Below are 16,019 nucleotides of genomic sequence, written 5' to 3'. Positions count from 1 at the left end.
CAGGCCGCCAATTTCACAGGTTGCAGATTCCACGGATCGCAACCGCCGTGATGAGTGCCGCGAATGCAGGTGAGGCCCCCGGAGTCCCCCGGGGGCCTCACCTGTGAGACCATCAAAACCCACTGACGCCAAGGAGCCTCATGTTCGGCCGCCGCCGTATCGAGTACAAGACTGACGCCCAGTTGCGCACCATGGTGCGCGCCGGTCAGGTCACCTCCCGTGCCCTGGACGCTGCGGTGGCAGCAGCCGTGCCGGGGGCCACCACGGTGGATCTGGATGCTGCCTTTCGGGCAGTGCTCACGGACCACGGGGCGACGTCGAATTTCTTGGGTTACCACGGTTATCCCGCCACGGTCTGTGTGTCCGTGAATGAGGAAGTGGTCCACGGAATCCCCGGGGAGCGGGTGCTGGACGTGGGGGACATTCTCTCGATCGACGGCGGAGCAGTTGTGGACGGCTTCCACGGGGACTCCGCGCGCACGGTCATTTTGGGCAAACCCACACCCGAGGATCAGCTGCTCTCGGATGTGACCCGCGATGCCATGTGGCACGGCATTGCAGCCATGGCCACGGGGTCGCAGGTGGGGGACATCGGCGCGGCCATCGAAGGGCGGGTCCGCGAATTGGTGGGCGACCGGTTCGGGATTCTGGAAGATTACGTGGGTCACGGCATCGGCACGCAGATGCACATGGCCCCGGACGTCCTCAATTACGCCACCACGCAGAAGACCGCGGCGCTCAAACCAGGCCTGTGCCTGGCCATTGAACCCATGCTGGTGACCGGTGGGATTGAGACCACGGTTCTGGAGGATGATTGGACCGTGGTGACCAACGACGCCGGACGCGCGTGTCAGTGGGAGCACTCCGTGGCGCGGCACAAGGATGGCATCTGGGTGCTGACCGCAGAAGACGGCGGGGCTGCGTGGCTGGAGCCCTTGGGTGTCACGCCGGTACCCGTGCCCTGAGCGGTACCCGACTTCCGCGGGCGCAGGTGAGCACAGTATGACGCCGGTACCCGTACCCTGATTGTTGACTGGCTGATTTCATGAATGCACCAGGAGTTCCTGTGAGTGAGAACCGTACGCCGCTGCCGGACCCCACGGTGGGGCCGGCCGCTGAGGAGAGCGCGGTCGCCAGGGCGGCCGCCGACGTCGTCGATGATTTTGTGAACACCGACCCTGACGCCGGTACCCCGGACACACCCCGTCCGGTGCCGGGGCAGCTGGTGTTCAAGGCGGCCCGGCGGGGCAAGCCACCCAAGCACATTGCGGATACGGACATGGCTGGTCGCCGGGAGATGCTGGCCGAGTTGGGGCACAAACCGTTCCGGGCTCAGCAGCTGTCCCGGCACTACTTTGAGCGTTTTGCAGCCAATGCTGAGGACATGACCGACCTGCCCAAGGACGGCCGTGAGGAGTTGGTGGCCCAAGCCATGCCACAGCTGCTGACCACGGTCAGAACCTTGCAGGCGGATGACGGGGACACCGTCAAGCGGGTGCATCGTCTGTACGACGGCGCCTTGGTTGAGTCCGTGCTGATGCGCTATCCCAACCGCGTCACCATGTGCATCTCCTCCCAAGCGGGCTGCGGCATGAACTGCCCCTTCTGCGCCACGGGGCAAGCGGGGTTGACCCGCAACCTGTCCGCGGCAGAAATTGTGGGCCAGGTGGTTGAGGGCATTCGGATGCTGCGCGATGGTGAAGTGGGCCGCAAGGAACAGGACCCACTGCGGGTTTCCAACATTGTGTTCATGGGGATGGGGGAGGCCCTGGCCAATTACAAGGCCACCATGGAGGCGGTCCACCGGTTGATTGATCCGGCGCCGGAGGGTCTGGGGATTTCGGCGCGCGGGTTGACCATGTCCACCGTGGGCCTGGTCCCCGGCATGCGCAAGTTCACGCAGGAGGGGCTGCCCATCACTTTGGCTCTTTCCCTGCACGCACCTGATGACGAACTGCGTGATGAACTCATCCCCATCAACACCCGGTGGAAAGTGGATGAGGCACTGGATGCTGCGCGTGAGTACTTTGACGCCACGGGTCGGCGGATCTCGATTGAATACGCCCTGATCCGTGACATCAACGATCAAGGGTGGCGTGCGGATCTGTTGGGGGAGAAACTCAACGCCCGCGGCCGCGGTTGGGTGCATGTCAACCCCATCCCGCTGAACCCCACGCCAGGTTCCAAATGGACGGCATCGCGCCGTGGCGTGGAACAGAACTTTGTGGAGCGCCTGCGTGCCCACGGCATCCCCACCACGGTGCGTGACACCCGGGGCTCGGACATCGACGGCGCCTGCGGCCAGTTGGCAGCGGCGAGCTGAGCAGCGAAGCTCACAGTGTGAGATCACAACCCCGTCTTGTCCTACACGGCTCTGACGCGTATTCTTGACTGCTGGTTGTCTGCGCCCACCCATGCGCGAATTCTTCAAGGTCCAGCCCATCGTCACTGTCCGCAAGCGTGCGGCAGTTTTCGGCGTGCACCGGATTCTCACGGGTGCGCCATGGTGTAGGCGCCACAAGAACCGAACCCCGCCCGGTGAAAGCCGGGCACAGAAGTGAGCGGAGTACATGGCTAAAAAAGACGGAGTCATCGAGATCGAGGGCGCTGTGGTCGAAGCCCTCCCGAACGCAATGTTCCGGGTGGAGCTGGACAACGGACACATCGTTCTTGCCCACATCTCCGGAAAGATGCGCCAGCACTACATCCGAATCCTCCCCGAGGACCGAGTAGTGGTGGAGCTGAGCCCCTATGACCTCTCACGGGGTCGGATCGTCTACCGCTACAAGTGAGCTGTTGAGCGGTGGGATCCACCGTTTCAGTCAACTCGAAGAGCTAACGCGAAGGAATGCGATGAAGGTCCAGCCGAGCGTGAAGCAGATCTGCGATAAGTGCAAGGTGATTCGCCGCAACGGGCGAGTCATGGTGATCTGCGAGAACCCGCGCCACAAACAGCGTCAGGGCTGACACAGCCCCGGACGCACAGCCCGTCTGATGACGGGTGACATTGCACCGCTCCCGACCGGAGAGATTCCAGGCGGGTACCCCCGGACTACAGAGGCCGGGGACCGTGCGGGCGTTGAAACGCCCATGCGGAAAGCGATGCTTCAGACCTCTGGAAGAACCAAGGAGAACCGCCAGAATGGCTCGTCTCGCAGGCGTTGATCTTCCCCGCGAAAAGCGGATCGAGATCGCCCTTACTTACATCTACGGCGTCGGCCGCACCCGCGCGCTGGCAACTCTTGAGGCCACCGAGATCTCGGGAGACATCCGAGTCAAGGACCTCACCGATGCTCAGCTGGTCCAGCTGCGCGACTACATCGAGGGCAACTACAAGGTGGAGGGTGACCTCCGCCGTGAGGTGGCCGCTGACATCCGCCGCAAGGTTGAAATCGGTAGCTACCAGGGTCTGCGTCACCGCCGGGGTCTTCCCGTGCACGGTCAGCGCACCAAGACGAATGCGCGCACCCGCAAGGGCCCCAAGCGCACCGTTGCAGGCAAGAAGAAGTAATCACCCGAAGTTTTCGTGGCGATTCATCTCGCCCCAGGCACAAGACCATCACGGTTCTGGCCATCCACTGGTCAGACAGGTAGCAGGAGAAGCTAAATGCCCCCAAAGACTCGCGCGACTGCCGCTCGCAAGCCGCGTCGCAAGGACAAGAAAAACATCACCTCGGGCCAAGCCCACATCAAGTCCACGTTCAACAACACCATTGTTTCCATCACCGACCCCAGCGGCGCCGTGCTGTCCTGGTCCTCGGCCGGTGAAATGGGTTTCAAGGGCTCGCGTAAGTCCACCCCTTACGCCGCTCAGATGGCTGCTGAGGCCGCTGCAAAGCGCGCCCAGGAGCACGGTGTGCGCAAGGTTGACGTGTTCGTGAAGGGTCCGGGTTCGGGCCGCGAAACCGCGATTCGTTCGCTTCAGGCAACCGGCCTGGAGGTTGGCTCCATTCAGGACGTCACCCCCAGCGCCCACAACGGCTGCCGTCCGCCCAAGCGTCGCCGCGTTTGATCACGTGCACGGTCCGCTGACTCACCACCCATCTCGGATGGACGTGTGTCAGCGGTCCGTGCTTCACGCGGTTCAGGCGCCCGCCTGAACTCGCACACTTGAGAGTGCTCCACCACCTGCGTGTGTCATATAGCGGATACACGCTGAAAGGAACTATCAGTGCTCATCGCACAGCGCCCCACCCTTTCCGAAGAGGTTGTGGCCGACAACCGCTCCCGGTTCGCCATCGAACCGCTGGAGCCCGGTTTCGGGTACACCCTCGGTAACTCTCTCCGTCGCACCCTGCTCTCCTCGATTCCCGGCGCTGCTGTGACCAGCATCCGGATCGACGGCGTGCTCCACGAGTTCTCCACCGTGGACGGTGTCAAGGAAGACGTCACCGAAATCATCCTCAACATCAAGAAGCTGGCCGTTTCCTCCGAGGAGGACGAGCCCGTTGTTGCCTACCTGAACAAGCAGGGTCCCGCTGAGGTCACCGCTGCTGACATTCAGGTTCCGGCTGGTGTCGAGATCCACAACCCGGACCTGCACATTGCCACTTTGAACTCGAAGGGCAGCTTGGAACTTGAGCTGACCATCGAGCGCGGCCGTGGCTACGTGACTGCTGCGCAGAACAAGGCCGGCGACGCTGAAGTTGGCCGCATTCCGGTTGACTCCATCTACTCGCCCGTGCTCAAGGTGACCTTCCGCGTGGAAGCCACCCGTGTTGAGCAGCGCACCGACTTTGACCGGTTGATCCTGGACGTCGAAACCAAGGAAGCCATCACGCCGCGCGACGCCGTTGCATCGGCAGGCACCACCCTGGTTGAGCTGTTCGGTCTGGCTCGTGAGCTCAACGCGGAAGCCGAGGGCATCGAGATCGGGCCGTCCCCGACCGACGCCGCTATGGCTGCGGACATGGCACTGCCCATTGAGGACTTGGAACTGACTGTTCGTTCCTACAACTGCCTCAAGCGGGAAGGCATCCACACGGTGGGTGAACTGGTGACTCGTTCCGAGGCCGACCTGATGGACATCCGCAACTTCGGTGCCAAGTCCATTGACGAGGTCAAGGTCAAGCTTGTTGAGCTGGGCCTGGCACTCAAGGATTCGCCCCCAGGTTTTGAGGCGGCCGCCCGCCCGGCGTCGATTGACGACGAAAACCCGTTCGACATCCAGCAGTAATTCTTTCGACTTTCTTGCTCCGGGCGCGGCACGGTGCGTTGAGCACCGGCCCGCCACGGTCAAGAACCATCCAGGAGACCAACCACAATGCCTACTCCCACTAAGGGCGCCCGCCTCGGAGGCAGCCCGGCACACGAGCGCCTGATGCTGCGTAACCTTTCGCAGCAGCTCTTTGAGCACAAGCGCATCACCACCACGGTGACCAAGGCCAAGCGCCTGCGTCCCCACGCCGAGCGTCTGATCACGTTCGCCAAGCGCGGTGACCTGGCCGCTCGTCGTCAGGTGCTCAAGCAGCTGACCGACAAGTCCGTGGTGCACGAACTGTTCACCACCATTGCTTCTGCCATGGAGGACCGCCCGGGTGGTTACACCCGCATCACCAAGATCGGTTACCGCAAGGGCGACAACGCCCCCATGGCCGTGATCGAACTGGTCATGGAGCCGGTTGCCACCAAGGCCGCTGTTGCAGAGGCTGAGGCCGCCACGCGCGCCAAGGCTCCCGCTGCCGCACCGGCTGAGGAGACCGTGACTGAGGACGTCGTCAGTGATCCCGCTGCTTCCCTGGCAGAAGAAGGTGGCGCCACGGCCGGTGAGGCCACTGAGGAGACCACCTCCGCAGACGCCCCCGCCGCCAAGGCCGCTGAGTCTGATGAGTTCGCAGGTTCCGCCAAGCCGCTGGAATCCGGGGAAGCCCCGGAAGGCTTCACCATCAAGGGCAACAAGCAGTCCATGAAGTTCCACGTACCCGGCTCGCGCTGGTACGAGAACACCAAGGCTGAGGTCTGGTTCGACACCAAGGCCAACGCCGAGGCTGCCGGGTTCTCCCCGGCCGGTGGTGCTGCCGCTCAGAAGATGGACGGCGAGTGATTTAACCGTCACCCCGAGTGCATGCCGTCGGCATGACTCGCACAACCCGTGGCCCCTGGATCGTGACGATCCAGGGGCCACGGGTTTATGGTTGGTGCCGCATGTTCAAACTCCCCGGCCAGAAAGTCTTTTCCCTTGTCTGAGAGTCATTCCGAGCCGCTGGCCGCCACGCCTGCGGACGTGTCCAGCACCGCCACGAGTCAGCAGGCGCCCTCCGTGCGCATCCGTGTTGACCTGAGCTACGACGGCGGCCCTTTTGACGGTTGGGCACGCCAACCGGGCCGTGAGACGGTTCAGGGCAGCGTGGAAGCTGCCTTGTCCATGTTGATTCGCCGTGAGGTCCGCACGGTGGTGGCCGGCCGGACCGATGCCGGAGTGCACGCCCGGGGTCAGGTCCTGCACTTTGACGTGACCCAGCAGGAATGGCTGCAGATCGGTGGTGGGCGCCCCGAATCGCCAGACAAAGTTCTGGAACGCCGCTTGGCAGGTGTGTTGGCCAGGGTGCTGGGTGCTGACCGGCGGCAGCGTGGCCTGGCCGAAGTCCCCGGTGCCATCGTGGTGCGTCACGTGAACCGCGCAGCAGACGGGTTTGATGCGCGGTTCTCCGCCGTGGCGCGCCGTTACACCTACCGAATCCACGACGGCGCGGGCGGCCACGACCCCCTGACCCGCAATTCCAGCTGGTGGATTCGTGAAGAGCTGGATGTCGATGTCATGCGGGCTGCGGCGGCCGCGATTCCAGGTCTGCATGATTTTCTGAGTTTCTGCAAGCCACGGGCCGGTGCCACCACAGTCCGTGAAGTCCGGGACATCAATGTCCAGCGCACTGCCGAAGGCGTGATCGAGGTGCAGATCGAAGCCGATGCCTTCTGCCACAACATGGTGCGTTCCCTGGTGGGGGCCACCGTCCGCGTGGGCAAGGGGGAGCGCCCTGTTGAATGGATGGGGGAACGCCTGGCGGAAAAACAGCGGTCCTCGGACATGCTGTTGGCGCCACCCCAGGGACTGGTGCTGGAACAGGTGCTCTACCCGGACGACGTCGAACTGGCGGCGCGCGCCGAACAAACCAGGGCGCGGAGGGATTCACCCGTCACATGAGGGGCTGGAACACCTGAACGATGTGAGATGCAACAGTTCTGGGGGTCCGCGCTGGAAACAGCGGCCCAACTCCGGTATGTTTGTCTGCTGTTGTGCATGTCCCACCTCGGTTCACGTGTACCCGGAATTGTCGCCCAGTTGCAGGGCTCATGACGATCTGGTGCTCCGGGGCCTGTGGACCCGGATGCTGCTCGGCCCTCACCCGAGCCCCGGCCAATGGCACACAGGACCCGATCTGAGGAAGCCTCAGATCCATGAATCGAACCGAAACGAAGGCAGATCAACGTGCGTACGTATTCTCCGAAGCCCGGTGACGTCCAGCGTGACTGGTACGTCATCGACGCCAGCGACGTCGTCCTGGGCCGCCTGGCAAGCCACGCCGCCACCTTGCTGCGCGGCAAGCACAAGGCCACCTTTGCTCCCCACGTGGACACCGGTGACTTTGTGGTGATTGTCAACGCGGACAAGGTTGCCCTGACCGGCGACAAACTGCGCAAGAAAATGGCATACCGTCACTCCAACTACCCCGGCGGCCTGACCGCAACCTCCTACGCGGAGTTGCTGGAAAAGAACCCGGTGCGCGCCGTGGAGAAGGCTGTTCGCGGCATGCTTCCCAAGAACAAGCTGGCCGCTGCCCAGCTCTCCAAGCTCAAGGTCTACGCGGGTCCCGAGCACCCGCATGCTGCAAACCAGCCCAAGACCTTTGAATTCAACCAGGTCGCCCAGTAATTCCGGGCCTTTCGAGATCGACTGACTAGGAGACATCGTGGCTCAGAACACTGAAGAAACCTACGCCGTGGAAGGTGAAGAGTTGAGCTCTTACACCTCCGAGTCCTCACCGGCCACCGAAGGCGTTGTGGCCTCCGAGCGTCCCGCGCTGACCGTTCCCGGCCAGGCCGTTGGCCGCCGCAAGCAGGCTGTTGCCCGCGTGCGCTTGGTGCCCGGTTCGGGCAAGTGGACCATCAACGGCCGCAGCCTGGAAAACTACTTCCCGAACAAGCTGCACCAGCAGGAGGTCAACGACCCCTTCAAGCTGCTGGAACTGCAGGGTGCGTACGACGTCGTTGCACGCATTGACGGTGGTGGCCCCTCCGGCCAGGCCGGCGCCCTGCGTTTGGGTGTGGCCCGCGCGTTGAACGAAATCGACGCCGAGCACAACCGTCCCGCCCTCAAGAAGGCTGGCTTCTTGACTCGTGACGCCCGCGTCATTGAGCGCAAGAAGGCCGGTTTGAAGAAGGCCCGCAAGGCTCCGCAGTACTCCAAGCGCTGATCTCAACGCTGTTGTACGGCACTCTCACCCCGTGACCCACGGTTCAACCGTGGGTCACGGGGTGACTTCATGTCCAGGTGGTTTCCCCTGCTGACAGCTGCGGAACCCAGCGGTGGACATACTATGGAGTACTACGACAATCGGCGGTGGGCCGGGGGAGCATGACGCAACCACACCCCCTGACACCCCAAGCACAGCGCGCATCACCGCTCGTGTGGCCCGCCCAGAGGACGGAATCTATGAAACGTATTTTTGGAACAGACGGTGTTCGCGGGCTGGCGAACGGACTGCTCTCAGCTGACATGGCACTGAAGCTGGCTCAGGCTGCGGCCATTGTGCTGGGTCATGATCACGCTGCTGCCGATCAACGCCCCCGTGCCGTGTTGGCACGTGACGGGCGAGCTTCCGGGGAGTTCCTGGGGGCGGCCGTTGCTGCTGGACTGGCAGGTTCTGGCGTAGATGTGTATGACGCCGGTGTCATGCCCACGCCTGCTCTTGCCTATCTGGTGGGTGACATGAAAGCTGATTTTGGCGTGATGATTTCTGCCTCTCACAACCCGGCCCCGGACAACGGCATTAAGTTCCTGGCCAGCGGTGGCAAAAAGCTGCCGGATGCGGTGGAAGACAAGATCCAGGCAATTTACGAGTCTGAGCAGTTCCGCAAACCGACCGGGGCGGGAGTAGGCCGCATCTCCACCCTGTCGGATGCAGAAGACCGTTATGTTTTGCACCTGGTGGGCGCCATTCCGCACCGGCTGCAGGGCATCAAAGTGGTTCTGGACTGCGCCCACGGTGCGGCGGCCGGAGTGTCACCGGATGCTTTCAACGAGGCCGGTGCGGAGCTGGTCAAGGTGATCGGTTCGCAGCCGGACGGTTTGAACATCAACGACGGCGTGGGGTCAACACATCTTGGTCCGCTCAAACAGGCCGTTGTGGAATACGGGGCTGACCTGGGCATTGCCCATGACGGTGACGCGGACCGATGCCTTGCCGTGGATGCTGAGGGCAATGAGATCGACGGTGATCAGATCATGGGCATCCTGGCGCTGTCCATGTACGAAAAGAGCCGCCTGGCACAAGACACTCTGGTGGTCACCGTGATGTCCAACTTGGGCCTCAAACTGGCGCTCAAGGACCGTGGGATCAACATTCACGAAACCAAAGTGGGTGACCGCTACGTCCTGGAAGCCATGAACCGGGACAGCTTCAACTTGGGTGGCGAGCAGTCCGGGCACGTGATCATGTCTGACTGGGCCACCACTGGGGACGGTCTTCTGACCGGTTTGATGTTGGCCTCCCGGGTGGCGGAGACCGGGCTGCCACTTTCTGAGCTGGGCAAGGTCATGACCCGACTCCCGCAGGTGCTGATCAATGTGAAGGGCGTGGACCGTTCCGCCGCGAGCACGGACTCCGGTGTGGCGGAAGCCGTTGCTGCCACGGAGCAGCGTCTGGGGGAGACGGGCCGAGTGCTGCTGCGCCCCTCCGGCACCGAGCCTGTGGTGCGTGTGATGGTCGAGGCCGCCACCCACGATCAGGCGCAGCAGGAGGCTGAGGCGCTGGCCGACGTCGTGAAGCAGCGCCTGGCCCTCTAACCCCTCCACCCTCCGCCGAAATCATGCTTTGTGGCAATTTTTGGGCCAGATTCTTAGGCAAAGCATGATTTCGGCGGAGGGTTGGGGGAAGTAGAAGGCCCCGTGTCCGGTGGACACGGGGCCTTTGAGGTTTACAGGTGGGGGTAGATCAGGCGTTGGGATCCTTGTCCGCGGCGGAGCCGGGAGCCGGGGTGCCCGACTGGCCGGCGAGCAGGTCGCGGATTTCGGTCAGCAGGGCCACGTTCGGCTCCACCTCTTCCTCATCCGGGTCAATGCCCAAGCGCTTGTTGCGAGCCTCGATCATCTTGTTCATCGGCATGACCACCACAAAGTAGAGGGCGGCAGCAATGATCAAGAAGTTGATGATCACAGTCAACCAGGCGCCGAAGCGTACGTAGTTTTCGGTGTCGGCAACCTGGATGGCCAGGAACTGGTCAAAGTTGGGGAAACCGATCAGGCCGGAAATCAGCGGCATGAGGATGGAGTCCACCAGAGTGGTGATGACGGGGGCGAATGCACCACCGATGATGACCGCGACGGCCAGGTCGATGACGTTGCCCTTCATGATGAAATCTTTGAAACCCTGAAGCATGAGCCAAAGATTAGCGTGAGCCTGTGAGTGTTTCCAGAAGTTTCTGGGAAAATCGCTAGTGATTCCGAACACTATGTCATGAATCACTGGATGGTTTGCAAATTCATGGACCAACTAATGGCCCTCTATTGCAGGTACGCCACCGATGCTGGGTCACCGATAATCCGGTGCAGCACCCGTTCCGTAGTACTCCTCCAAGGTGGAGAATCGGCTTGCCTGGATGCCTTGGGCCTGGTCAGCACCTACGTAGCGAAAGTGCCAGGGTTCGTAGGAGTAGCCGGTGACGGACTCCATTCCGTCCGGGAATCGCAGCACAAATCCGTATTCTGCGGCATTTTCCATGGCCCACTCGGCTGCTGGAGTCTGTTCAAAGCACACCTGAAGATCACAGCCTGAACCATCGGCAAGATCCACCGCCAGGCCTGTTTGATGCTCGGAGAATCCTGGTCGGGCGGACACGCGATCGGCAGCAGCCTGACCATTTTGCTGCACCCAATGATCGTAGGTGGACACCTGAGTGTCATAGGAACGATAAGCCGACGTGATGTTGACGTTCACACCCTCTGCACGCATGTCCGAGAGCATGGTGCGGAGGGCATCGGCTGCTTCTTGGCGCAGTTGGTGACCCTCAATGTCCGCCAGGTTGGCTGGCACGTAATCCTCCGGGTCCAGCGGGTTGTGCTTGTTCACCACAACCGTGAACGAGCTGGCGGTGTGCGGGTCGGCGTCCGCACCCTGTGTGCCGGTGCCGCCAGGCGCACCATCGGTGCTCTCAACAGCCGCAGCAGTGCCGGGGGACTCAGATGGTGACTGACCGGGGTTGGAATCTGGCCCGCATCCAACCAAAGCTGCGGCGGCAGCCAGCAGCATCATCGGGGCAGACATCTGAAATTTCACCGGGGGACTCCCTGGACAGTCAGGCGGTTGGGTCAATTCTTGCGCACCAGGACCCGACGAATCGAGTGGTCCGAGGCTTTGGAGAGGATCAATTGGGCGCGGCCGCGCGTGGGACGCACGTTCTGCAGCAAATTGGGCTCATTGATACGGCGCCAGATGCTGGTGGCGGTTTCCACCGCCTCCTGGTCGGAGAGGCTGGCGTAGCGATGAAAATAGGAGGCAGGATCCGCAAAAGCCCCGTGGCGCAGAGCCTGGAACCGTTCGATGTACCACCGCTCAATGTCCTGGGTCCGCGCATCCACATAAATCGACACGTCAAAGAAGTCACTCAGTGCCAGAGAGGCACGGTCGCCCGGGCCGATCTTGGCCGGCGCCAAAACATTGAGTCCTTCCACAATTACGACGTCGGGGCGGGTCACCACCACTTCTTCGTCCGGCAGGATGTCGTAGGTGACGTGGGAGTACTTGGGTGCCCGAACTTCCTCCGCACCGGACTTGATCTTGGCGACGAACCGCAGCAGAGCCCGCCGGTCATAGGACTCAGGGAAACCTTTGCGCTCCATCAATCCGCGGCGTTCCAACTCCGCGTTGGGGTAGAGGAATCCATCCGTGGTGACCAACTGGACCCGGGGGGTGGACGGCCAGCGCGCCATGAGCTCGCGCAACAATCGCGCCGTCGTTGACTTGCCGGCGGCCACTGAACCGGCAATGCCGATCACGAACGGTGTGCGCGCGTGCTCCTGACCCAGGAATTGGTTGGTGGAGGTGTTCAGGGAGGTGGCAGCGGCGTCGTAGAAAGTAAGCAGCCGCGACAGCGGTAGGTAAACCTCCCGGACCTCGTCCACGTCCAAGTGGTCACCCAAGCCGCGGAGGGCTTCAATTTCATCTTCGGTGAGGGGGACGTCAATCTCCGTTGACAGACGTGACCAGGTGTCTCGATCCAATTCGACGAACGGAGAAACCCGGCTCACCCCAGGCGTTGTGCTCATTGCAGGACAGTTTATGACCGCCATCAGCTGGCTCCGAATCCGGCACCCGTCCAAGTGGTTACCGGGGTGTCAAACTCATGAGACCATTCTGTGCACATGGGCAGCGGCGCCCTCCACCAAGCTGCTGTTCGCGTCCAACACCAACAGTCCGTAGGGGCATACAAGGAACAGCCAGCACTGGCACGGCAGATGTGGTTCCTTCACTCCCCGGTAACGGAGCGATCCAAAGAAGGATGTCTTGACTACTACAACCTCTTCACAGACGGGGGCAGCCGCCGGGGCTGAGAAGAAGGGCGGCGTTCGCGTTGCCGTTCAGCGCTTTGGCACTTTCCTGTCCTCCATGATCATGCCGAACATCGCGGCGTTCATTGCCTGGGGCTTGATCACGGCGCTGTTCATTCCGGACGGGTTCTTCCCGAACGAGAGAATCGAAACCATGGTGGGCGGCATGGTGATTTACCTGCTGCCGCTGCTGATTGCCTACACCGGTGGCAAGCTGGTCTACGACGTCCGCGGTGGTGTGGTCGGTGCCATCGCCACCATGGGTGTCATCATGGGCACCTCTTCACCGGTCTTCATCGGTGATGGGCCAGCAACGCCGATGTTCCTGGGTGCCATGATCATGGGCCCGCTGGCCGCATGGTGCATGAAGCAGCTGGACTCCCTGTGGGACGGCAAGATCAAGCCGGGCTTTGAGATGTTGGTCAACAACTTCTCCGCCGGTATCTTCGGTGCCATTGCCGCCATCGGTTCCATGTTCCTCCTGACTCCGGTCATGAACCTGTTCACCAACGTTGCCGGCGTGATTGTTGAGTTCCTGGTGGACAACGGTTTGCTCCCGTTGACCTCCCTCATCATTGAGCCGGCCAAGGTGCTGTTCCTGAACAACGCGATCAACCACGGCCTGTTGACGCCCCTGGGTAGCGCACAAGCGTTGGAGCAAGGTAAGTCCATTCTGCTGCTCCTGGAAACCAACCCGGGACCCGGTCTGGGTATTCTGCTGGCCTACATGGTCTTTGGCCGCGGTACCGCCCGCGCCACCGCACCCGGTGCTGCTGTCATTCACTTTGTGGGCGGTATTCACGAAATCTACTTCCCCTACGTGCTCATGAAGCCGCAGCTGATCATCGCCGCCATCGCAGGTGGCATGTCCGGCATTGCCGTGTTCCAGATTTTCGACGTCGGATTAGCCTCGCCTGCCGCCCCCGGCTCCATCATTGCGATCATGTTGACCGCAGCCAGCGGGTCACATGTGGGCATCATTCTGGGTGTGCTGGCCGCTACCGCGGTTTCCTTTGCCGTGGCTTCCGTGATCCTGCGTTTCTCCAAGCAGACAGAGGACGATCTGGCCGAAGCCACTGCCAAGATGGAAGGCATGAAGGGCAAGAAGTCCTCCGTGTCCTCCGCGCTGACCGGCGGTGCGGCTGCTGCCCAGAACACCATCTCCAAGATTGTGTTCGCCTGCGATGCAGGCATGGGATCTTCTGCCATGGGTGCCTCCGTGCTGCGCAACAAGATCAAGGACGCAGGCTTTGGCAACGACGTTTCCGTGGTCAACTCCGCAATCAACAACCTGCGCGATGACTTTGATCTGGTGGTGGTCCACGAGGACCTGTTGAACCGGGCGCAGACCCCCACACCATCTGCCATGCACGTGTCCGTGGACAACTTCATGGGTTCACCGCGGTATGACGAAATCGTGGAACTGATCCGCGAACAGCGTGAAGGCAGTGACAATTCGGGTGGTGCTGAAGCTGCTGCGGTTCCGGCAGCAGCTGCCGGCGCAACCGCTGCAACGAGTGCTGCGAGTGGTTCTGCTGGTGGGGCAGGTGCCGCGCCGCAGGCCGACCCAGCACAGGCGAGTGCGTCGTCGTCCGCAGGCGAAGGTGCTGCTGCCGACGCCGGGAAGCAGATCTTGACCACGGACACCATCCGTCTGGGTGCCACCGCGGCTTCCCGCAGCGTGGCCATTGACCAGGCCGGTGACCTGCTGGTGGACACCGGAGCTGTGGACCGTTCCTACGTCAACGCCATGCACGAACGTGAGTCCTCCGTGTCCACCTTCATGGGCAACGGACTGGCGATTCCGCACGGCACCAATGAGGCCAAGTCTGCGATTCACGATTCGGCCATGTCCTTCATCCGTTATGACCAGCCCGTGGACTGGGGCGGGCATGAAGTCAAGTACGTGATCGGCATTGCCGGCGCGGATGGGCAGCACTTGGGTCTGCTGGCAAAAATCGCCAAGATCTTTTCCAAGAAGGAATCTCTTGCTCAACTGGAGTCAGCCCAGACTCCGGAGGAGATCTTGGAGATCTTTGGAAAGGTGAACGGATGAAAGCCCTACATTTTGGTGCAGGCAACATTGGCCGCGGTTTTGTAGGCGTGTTGCTCCATGAAGCCGGCTATGAACTGGTTTTTGCAGACGTGGCGCCACCGCTGATTGATGCTCTGAACCAGCAGGACACCTACACGGTTCACGAGGTCGGCGCGGAGGCCAGGGATCTTGAGGTCAGCGGGTTTTCGGGCGTGAACTCGGCCGCTGACCAGGAAGGTTTGCTGGAACAGATCAAGACGGCAGATGTGATCACCACGGCAGTGGGACCCACCGTGTTGAAGATCATTGCCCCAACGCTGGCTGAAGGGCTGCGTGCGCGAGCTGAAGCAGGCGGGTCGGTCGTGGCAGTGATGGCTTGTGAAAATGCCATCAACGCAACGGACGGTCTGGCGGATTCCATCCGGGAGACGTATCCGGACGTTGACCAGATTGCGGTGTTCGCCAATACCGCTGTGGATCGCATTGTGCCCAATCAGGCTCCCGGACAGGGCTTGGATGTCACGGTGGAGACCTATTACGAGTGGGCTGTGGAATCACCTGCTTTTGGTGACAATCGTCCGGAGATTCCGGGAGTCACCTGGGTTGAGGACCTGGCCCCTTACATCACGCGCAAGTTGTTCACGGTCAACACAGGGCATGCTGCCACGGCCTATTTTGGCTACCAGGCCGGAATCTCCAAGATTTCGGACGCGCTGGAGGACAGCTCCGTACATGCCAAGGTGGCTGGTGTTCTGGGTGAAACCAAGGCGTTGCTGGTTGAAAAATTCGGGTTTTCTCCGGAGGTTCAGCAGGCTTACGTGGACAAGATCCTGACCCGCTTTGCCAACTCGCATCTACCGGACACCGTGGAGCGAGTGGGCCGTGCACCGCTGCGCAAAATCTCCCGCAACGAGCGATTTGTGGGGCCGGCCGCTGAGCTTGCCGAACGCGGCATAGACGCCTCCGCCCTGGTGGCGGCAGTTGGTGCCGCTCTGGCCTTCACCGTGGACGACGACGCCGAAGCCGCCGAGTTGCAGGCCAAGCTCACCGCAGCCCGCGGTGATCGAGCCGCCACGGACACTCTGGTCACAGAGCTGACCGGTATTGCAGCAGAGCACCCGTTGTTTCCGGCACTTTCGGAAGCGTTTGCGGCGGCCTGAGGTGTTCTCAGGCTGAAGAGACAGCCACCTCTTGAAAGGGAAGGCCCTGGTGCCGGTACCG

The 16,019-nt window shown here is 61.9% G+C and carries 17 protein-coding genes; 14 read left to right on the top strand and 3 right to left on the bottom strand.

Annotated features, from left to right (window positions below):
• Nucleotides 1-140: 140 nt before the first annotated feature.
• From map to glmM, 12 genes are all read left to right on the top strand, one after another.
• Complete coding sequence (gene map / locus Q4G32_RS01165) at nt 141-965, top strand: type I methionyl aminopeptidase (protein WP_303348621.1); 825 nt, start codon at nt 141-143, stop codon at nt 963-965.
• A 200-nt stretch (nt 966-1,165) separates the two neighbouring features.
• On the top strand, nt 1,166-2,323 hold the full coding sequence (gene rlmN, locus Q4G32_RS01160; protein ID WP_303348947.1) for a 23S rRNA (adenine(2503)-C(2))-methyltransferase RlmN: 1,158 nt from the start codon (nt 1,166-1,168) through the stop codon (nt 2,321-2,323).
• Between the two features lie 247 nt (nt 2,324-2,570).
• The gene (gene infA, locus Q4G32_RS01155) at nt 2,571-2,792 is read left to right on the top strand and encodes a translation initiation factor IF-1 (RefSeq protein WP_047691983.1); all 222 of its coding nucleotides are present in this window, start codon (nt 2,571-2,573) and stop codon (nt 2,790-2,792) included.
• Nucleotides 2,793-2,853: 61 nt separating this feature from the next.
• Complete coding sequence (gene rpmJ / locus Q4G32_RS01150; protein ID WP_012397712.1) at nt 2,854-2,967, top strand: 50S ribosomal protein L36; 114 nt, start codon at nt 2,854-2,856, stop codon at nt 2,965-2,967.
• Nucleotides 2,968-3,142: 175 nt separating this feature from the next.
• Nucleotides 3,143-3,511 carry a 30S ribosomal protein S13 gene (rpsM, locus tag Q4G32_RS01145; protein ID WP_123824923.1) on the top strand — a complete coding sequence of 123 codons (369 nt, stop codon included), beginning with the start codon at nt 3,143-3,145 and terminating at the stop codon, nt 3,509-3,511.
• Between the two features lie 96 nt (nt 3,512-3,607).
• Nucleotides 3,608-4,012 (top strand): 30S ribosomal protein S11, encoded by a 405-nt coding sequence (gene rpsK / locus Q4G32_RS01140; RefSeq protein WP_047691985.1) that lies wholly within the window; start codon nt 3,608-3,610, stop codon nt 4,010-4,012.
• Between the two features lie 159 nt (nt 4,013-4,171).
• Nucleotides 4,172-5,176 (top strand): DNA-directed RNA polymerase subunit alpha, encoded by a 1,005-nt coding sequence (locus tag Q4G32_RS01135; RefSeq protein WP_303348613.1) that lies wholly within the window; start codon nt 4,172-4,174, stop codon nt 5,174-5,176.
• A gap of 87 nt (nt 5,177-5,263) precedes the next feature.
• The gene (gene rplQ / locus Q4G32_RS01130; protein WP_303348611.1) at nt 5,264-6,043 is read left to right on the top strand and encodes a 50S ribosomal protein L17, sunset domain variant; all 780 of its coding nucleotides are present in this window, start codon (nt 5,264-5,266) and stop codon (nt 6,041-6,043) included.
• A gap of 135 nt (nt 6,044-6,178) precedes the next feature.
• On the top strand, nt 6,179-7,141 hold the full coding sequence (gene truA, locus Q4G32_RS01125; RefSeq protein WP_441327438.1) for a tRNA pseudouridine(38-40) synthase TruA: 963 nt from the start codon (nt 6,179-6,181) through the stop codon (nt 7,139-7,141).
• A 285-nt stretch (nt 7,142-7,426) separates the two neighbouring features.
• Nucleotides 7,427-7,870 (top strand): 50S ribosomal protein L13, encoded by a 444-nt coding sequence (rplM, locus tag Q4G32_RS01120; RefSeq protein ID WP_303348609.1) that lies wholly within the window; start codon nt 7,427-7,429, stop codon nt 7,868-7,870.
• A gap of 37 nt (nt 7,871-7,907) precedes the next feature.
• Nucleotides 7,908-8,411 (top strand): 30S ribosomal protein S9, encoded by a 504-nt coding sequence (rpsI, locus tag Q4G32_RS01115; protein ID WP_303348608.1) that lies wholly within the window; start codon nt 7,908-7,910, stop codon nt 8,409-8,411.
• Between the two features lie 239 nt (nt 8,412-8,650).
• On the top strand, nt 8,651-10,003 hold the full coding sequence (glmM, locus tag Q4G32_RS01110; RefSeq protein ID WP_303348607.1) for a phosphoglucosamine mutase: 1,353 nt from the start codon (nt 8,651-8,653) through the stop codon (nt 10,001-10,003).
• Nucleotides 10,004-10,151: 148 nt separating this feature from the next.
• Here glmM and mscL read toward each other — a convergent pair whose 3' ends face one another.
• The 3 genes from mscL to coaA all read right to left on the bottom strand — a co-directional run bounded on the left by mscL (nt 10,152) and on the right by coaA (nt 12,481).
• On the bottom strand, nt 10,152-10,595 hold the full coding sequence (gene mscL / locus Q4G32_RS01105; protein WP_303348606.1) for a large conductance mechanosensitive channel protein MscL: 444 nt from the start codon (nt 10,593-10,595) through the stop codon (nt 10,152-10,154).
• 153 nt (nt 10,596-10,748) lie between these two features.
• Nucleotides 10,749-11,492: a M15 family metallopeptidase gene (locus Q4G32_RS01100; protein ID WP_303348605.1), complete on the bottom strand. Its 744-nt coding sequence runs from the start codon at nt 11,490-11,492 to the stop codon at nt 10,749-10,751.
• A 32-nt stretch (nt 11,493-11,524) separates the two neighbouring features.
• Complete coding sequence (gene coaA, locus Q4G32_RS01095) at nt 11,525-12,481, bottom strand: type I pantothenate kinase (RefSeq protein WP_303348604.1); 957 nt, start codon at nt 12,479-12,481, stop codon at nt 11,525-11,527.
• Between the two features lie 238 nt (nt 12,482-12,719).
• Here coaA and Q4G32_RS01090 point away from each other — a divergent pair, with 238 nt between their 5' ends.
• Nucleotides 12,720-14,819, top strand: a complete 2,100-nt coding sequence (locus Q4G32_RS01090) for a PTS mannitol transporter subunit IICBA (protein ID WP_303348603.1) — start codon at nt 12,720-12,722, stop codon at nt 14,817-14,819.
• Nucleotides 14,816-15,958 carry a mannitol-1-phosphate 5-dehydrogenase gene (locus Q4G32_RS01085; RefSeq protein WP_303348602.1) on the top strand — a complete coding sequence of 381 codons (1,143 nt, stop codon included), beginning with the start codon at nt 14,816-14,818 and terminating at the stop codon, nt 15,956-15,958. Before Q4G32_RS01090 ends, Q4G32_RS01085 begins: the two co-directional genes overlap by 4 nt.
• Nucleotides 15,959-16,019 lie beyond the last annotated feature (61 nt).

Source organism: Kocuria sp. (assembly GCF_030538595.1).
Taxonomy (GTDB): Bacteria; Actinomycetota; Actinomycetes; order Actinomycetales; family Micrococcaceae; genus Kocuria.
The sequence above is the reverse complement of the archived record's forward strand: the minus strand, read 5'-3'. Positions and strand labels throughout refer to the sequence as shown.

What these genes read in the sequence shown, in the direction of transcription:
- map (WP_303348621.1), top strand. Translation starts at nt 141, where the DNA reads ATGTTCGGCCGCCGCCGTATCGAGTACAAGACTGACGCCCAGTTGCGC.
- infA (WP_047691983.1), top strand. Translation starts at nt 2,571, where the DNA reads ATGGCTAAAAAAGACGGAGTCATCGAGATCGAGGGCGCTGTGGTCGAA.
- rpmJ (WP_012397712.1), top strand. Translation starts at nt 2,854, where the DNA reads ATGAAGGTCCAGCCGAGCGTGAAGCAGATCTGCGATAAGTGCAAGGTG.
- rpsM (WP_123824923.1), top strand. Translation starts at nt 3,143, where the DNA reads ATGGCTCGTCTCGCAGGCGTTGATCTTCCCCGCGAAAAGCGGATCGAG.
- rpsK (WP_047691985.1), top strand. Translation starts at nt 3,608, where the DNA reads ATGCCCCCAAAGACTCGCGCGACTGCCGCTCGCAAGCCGCGTCGCAAG.
- rplQ (WP_303348611.1), top strand. Translation starts at nt 5,264, where the DNA reads ATGCCTACTCCCACTAAGGGCGCCCGCCTCGGAGGCAGCCCGGCACAC.
- glmM (WP_303348607.1), top strand. Translation starts at nt 8,651, where the DNA reads ATGAAACGTATTTTTGGAACAGACGGTGTTCGCGGGCTGGCGAACGGA.
- mscL (WP_303348606.1), bottom strand. Translation starts at nt 10,595, where the DNA reads ATGCTTCAGGGTTTCAAAGATTTCATCATGAAGGGCAACGTCATCGAC.
- coaA (WP_303348604.1), bottom strand. Translation starts at nt 12,481, where the DNA reads ATGAGCACAACGCCTGGGGTGAGCCGGGTTTCTCCGTTCGTCGAATTG.
- Q4G32_RS01085 (WP_303348602.1), top strand. Translation starts at nt 14,816, where the DNA reads ATGAAAGCCCTACATTTTGGTGCAGGCAACATTGGCCGCGGTTTTGTA.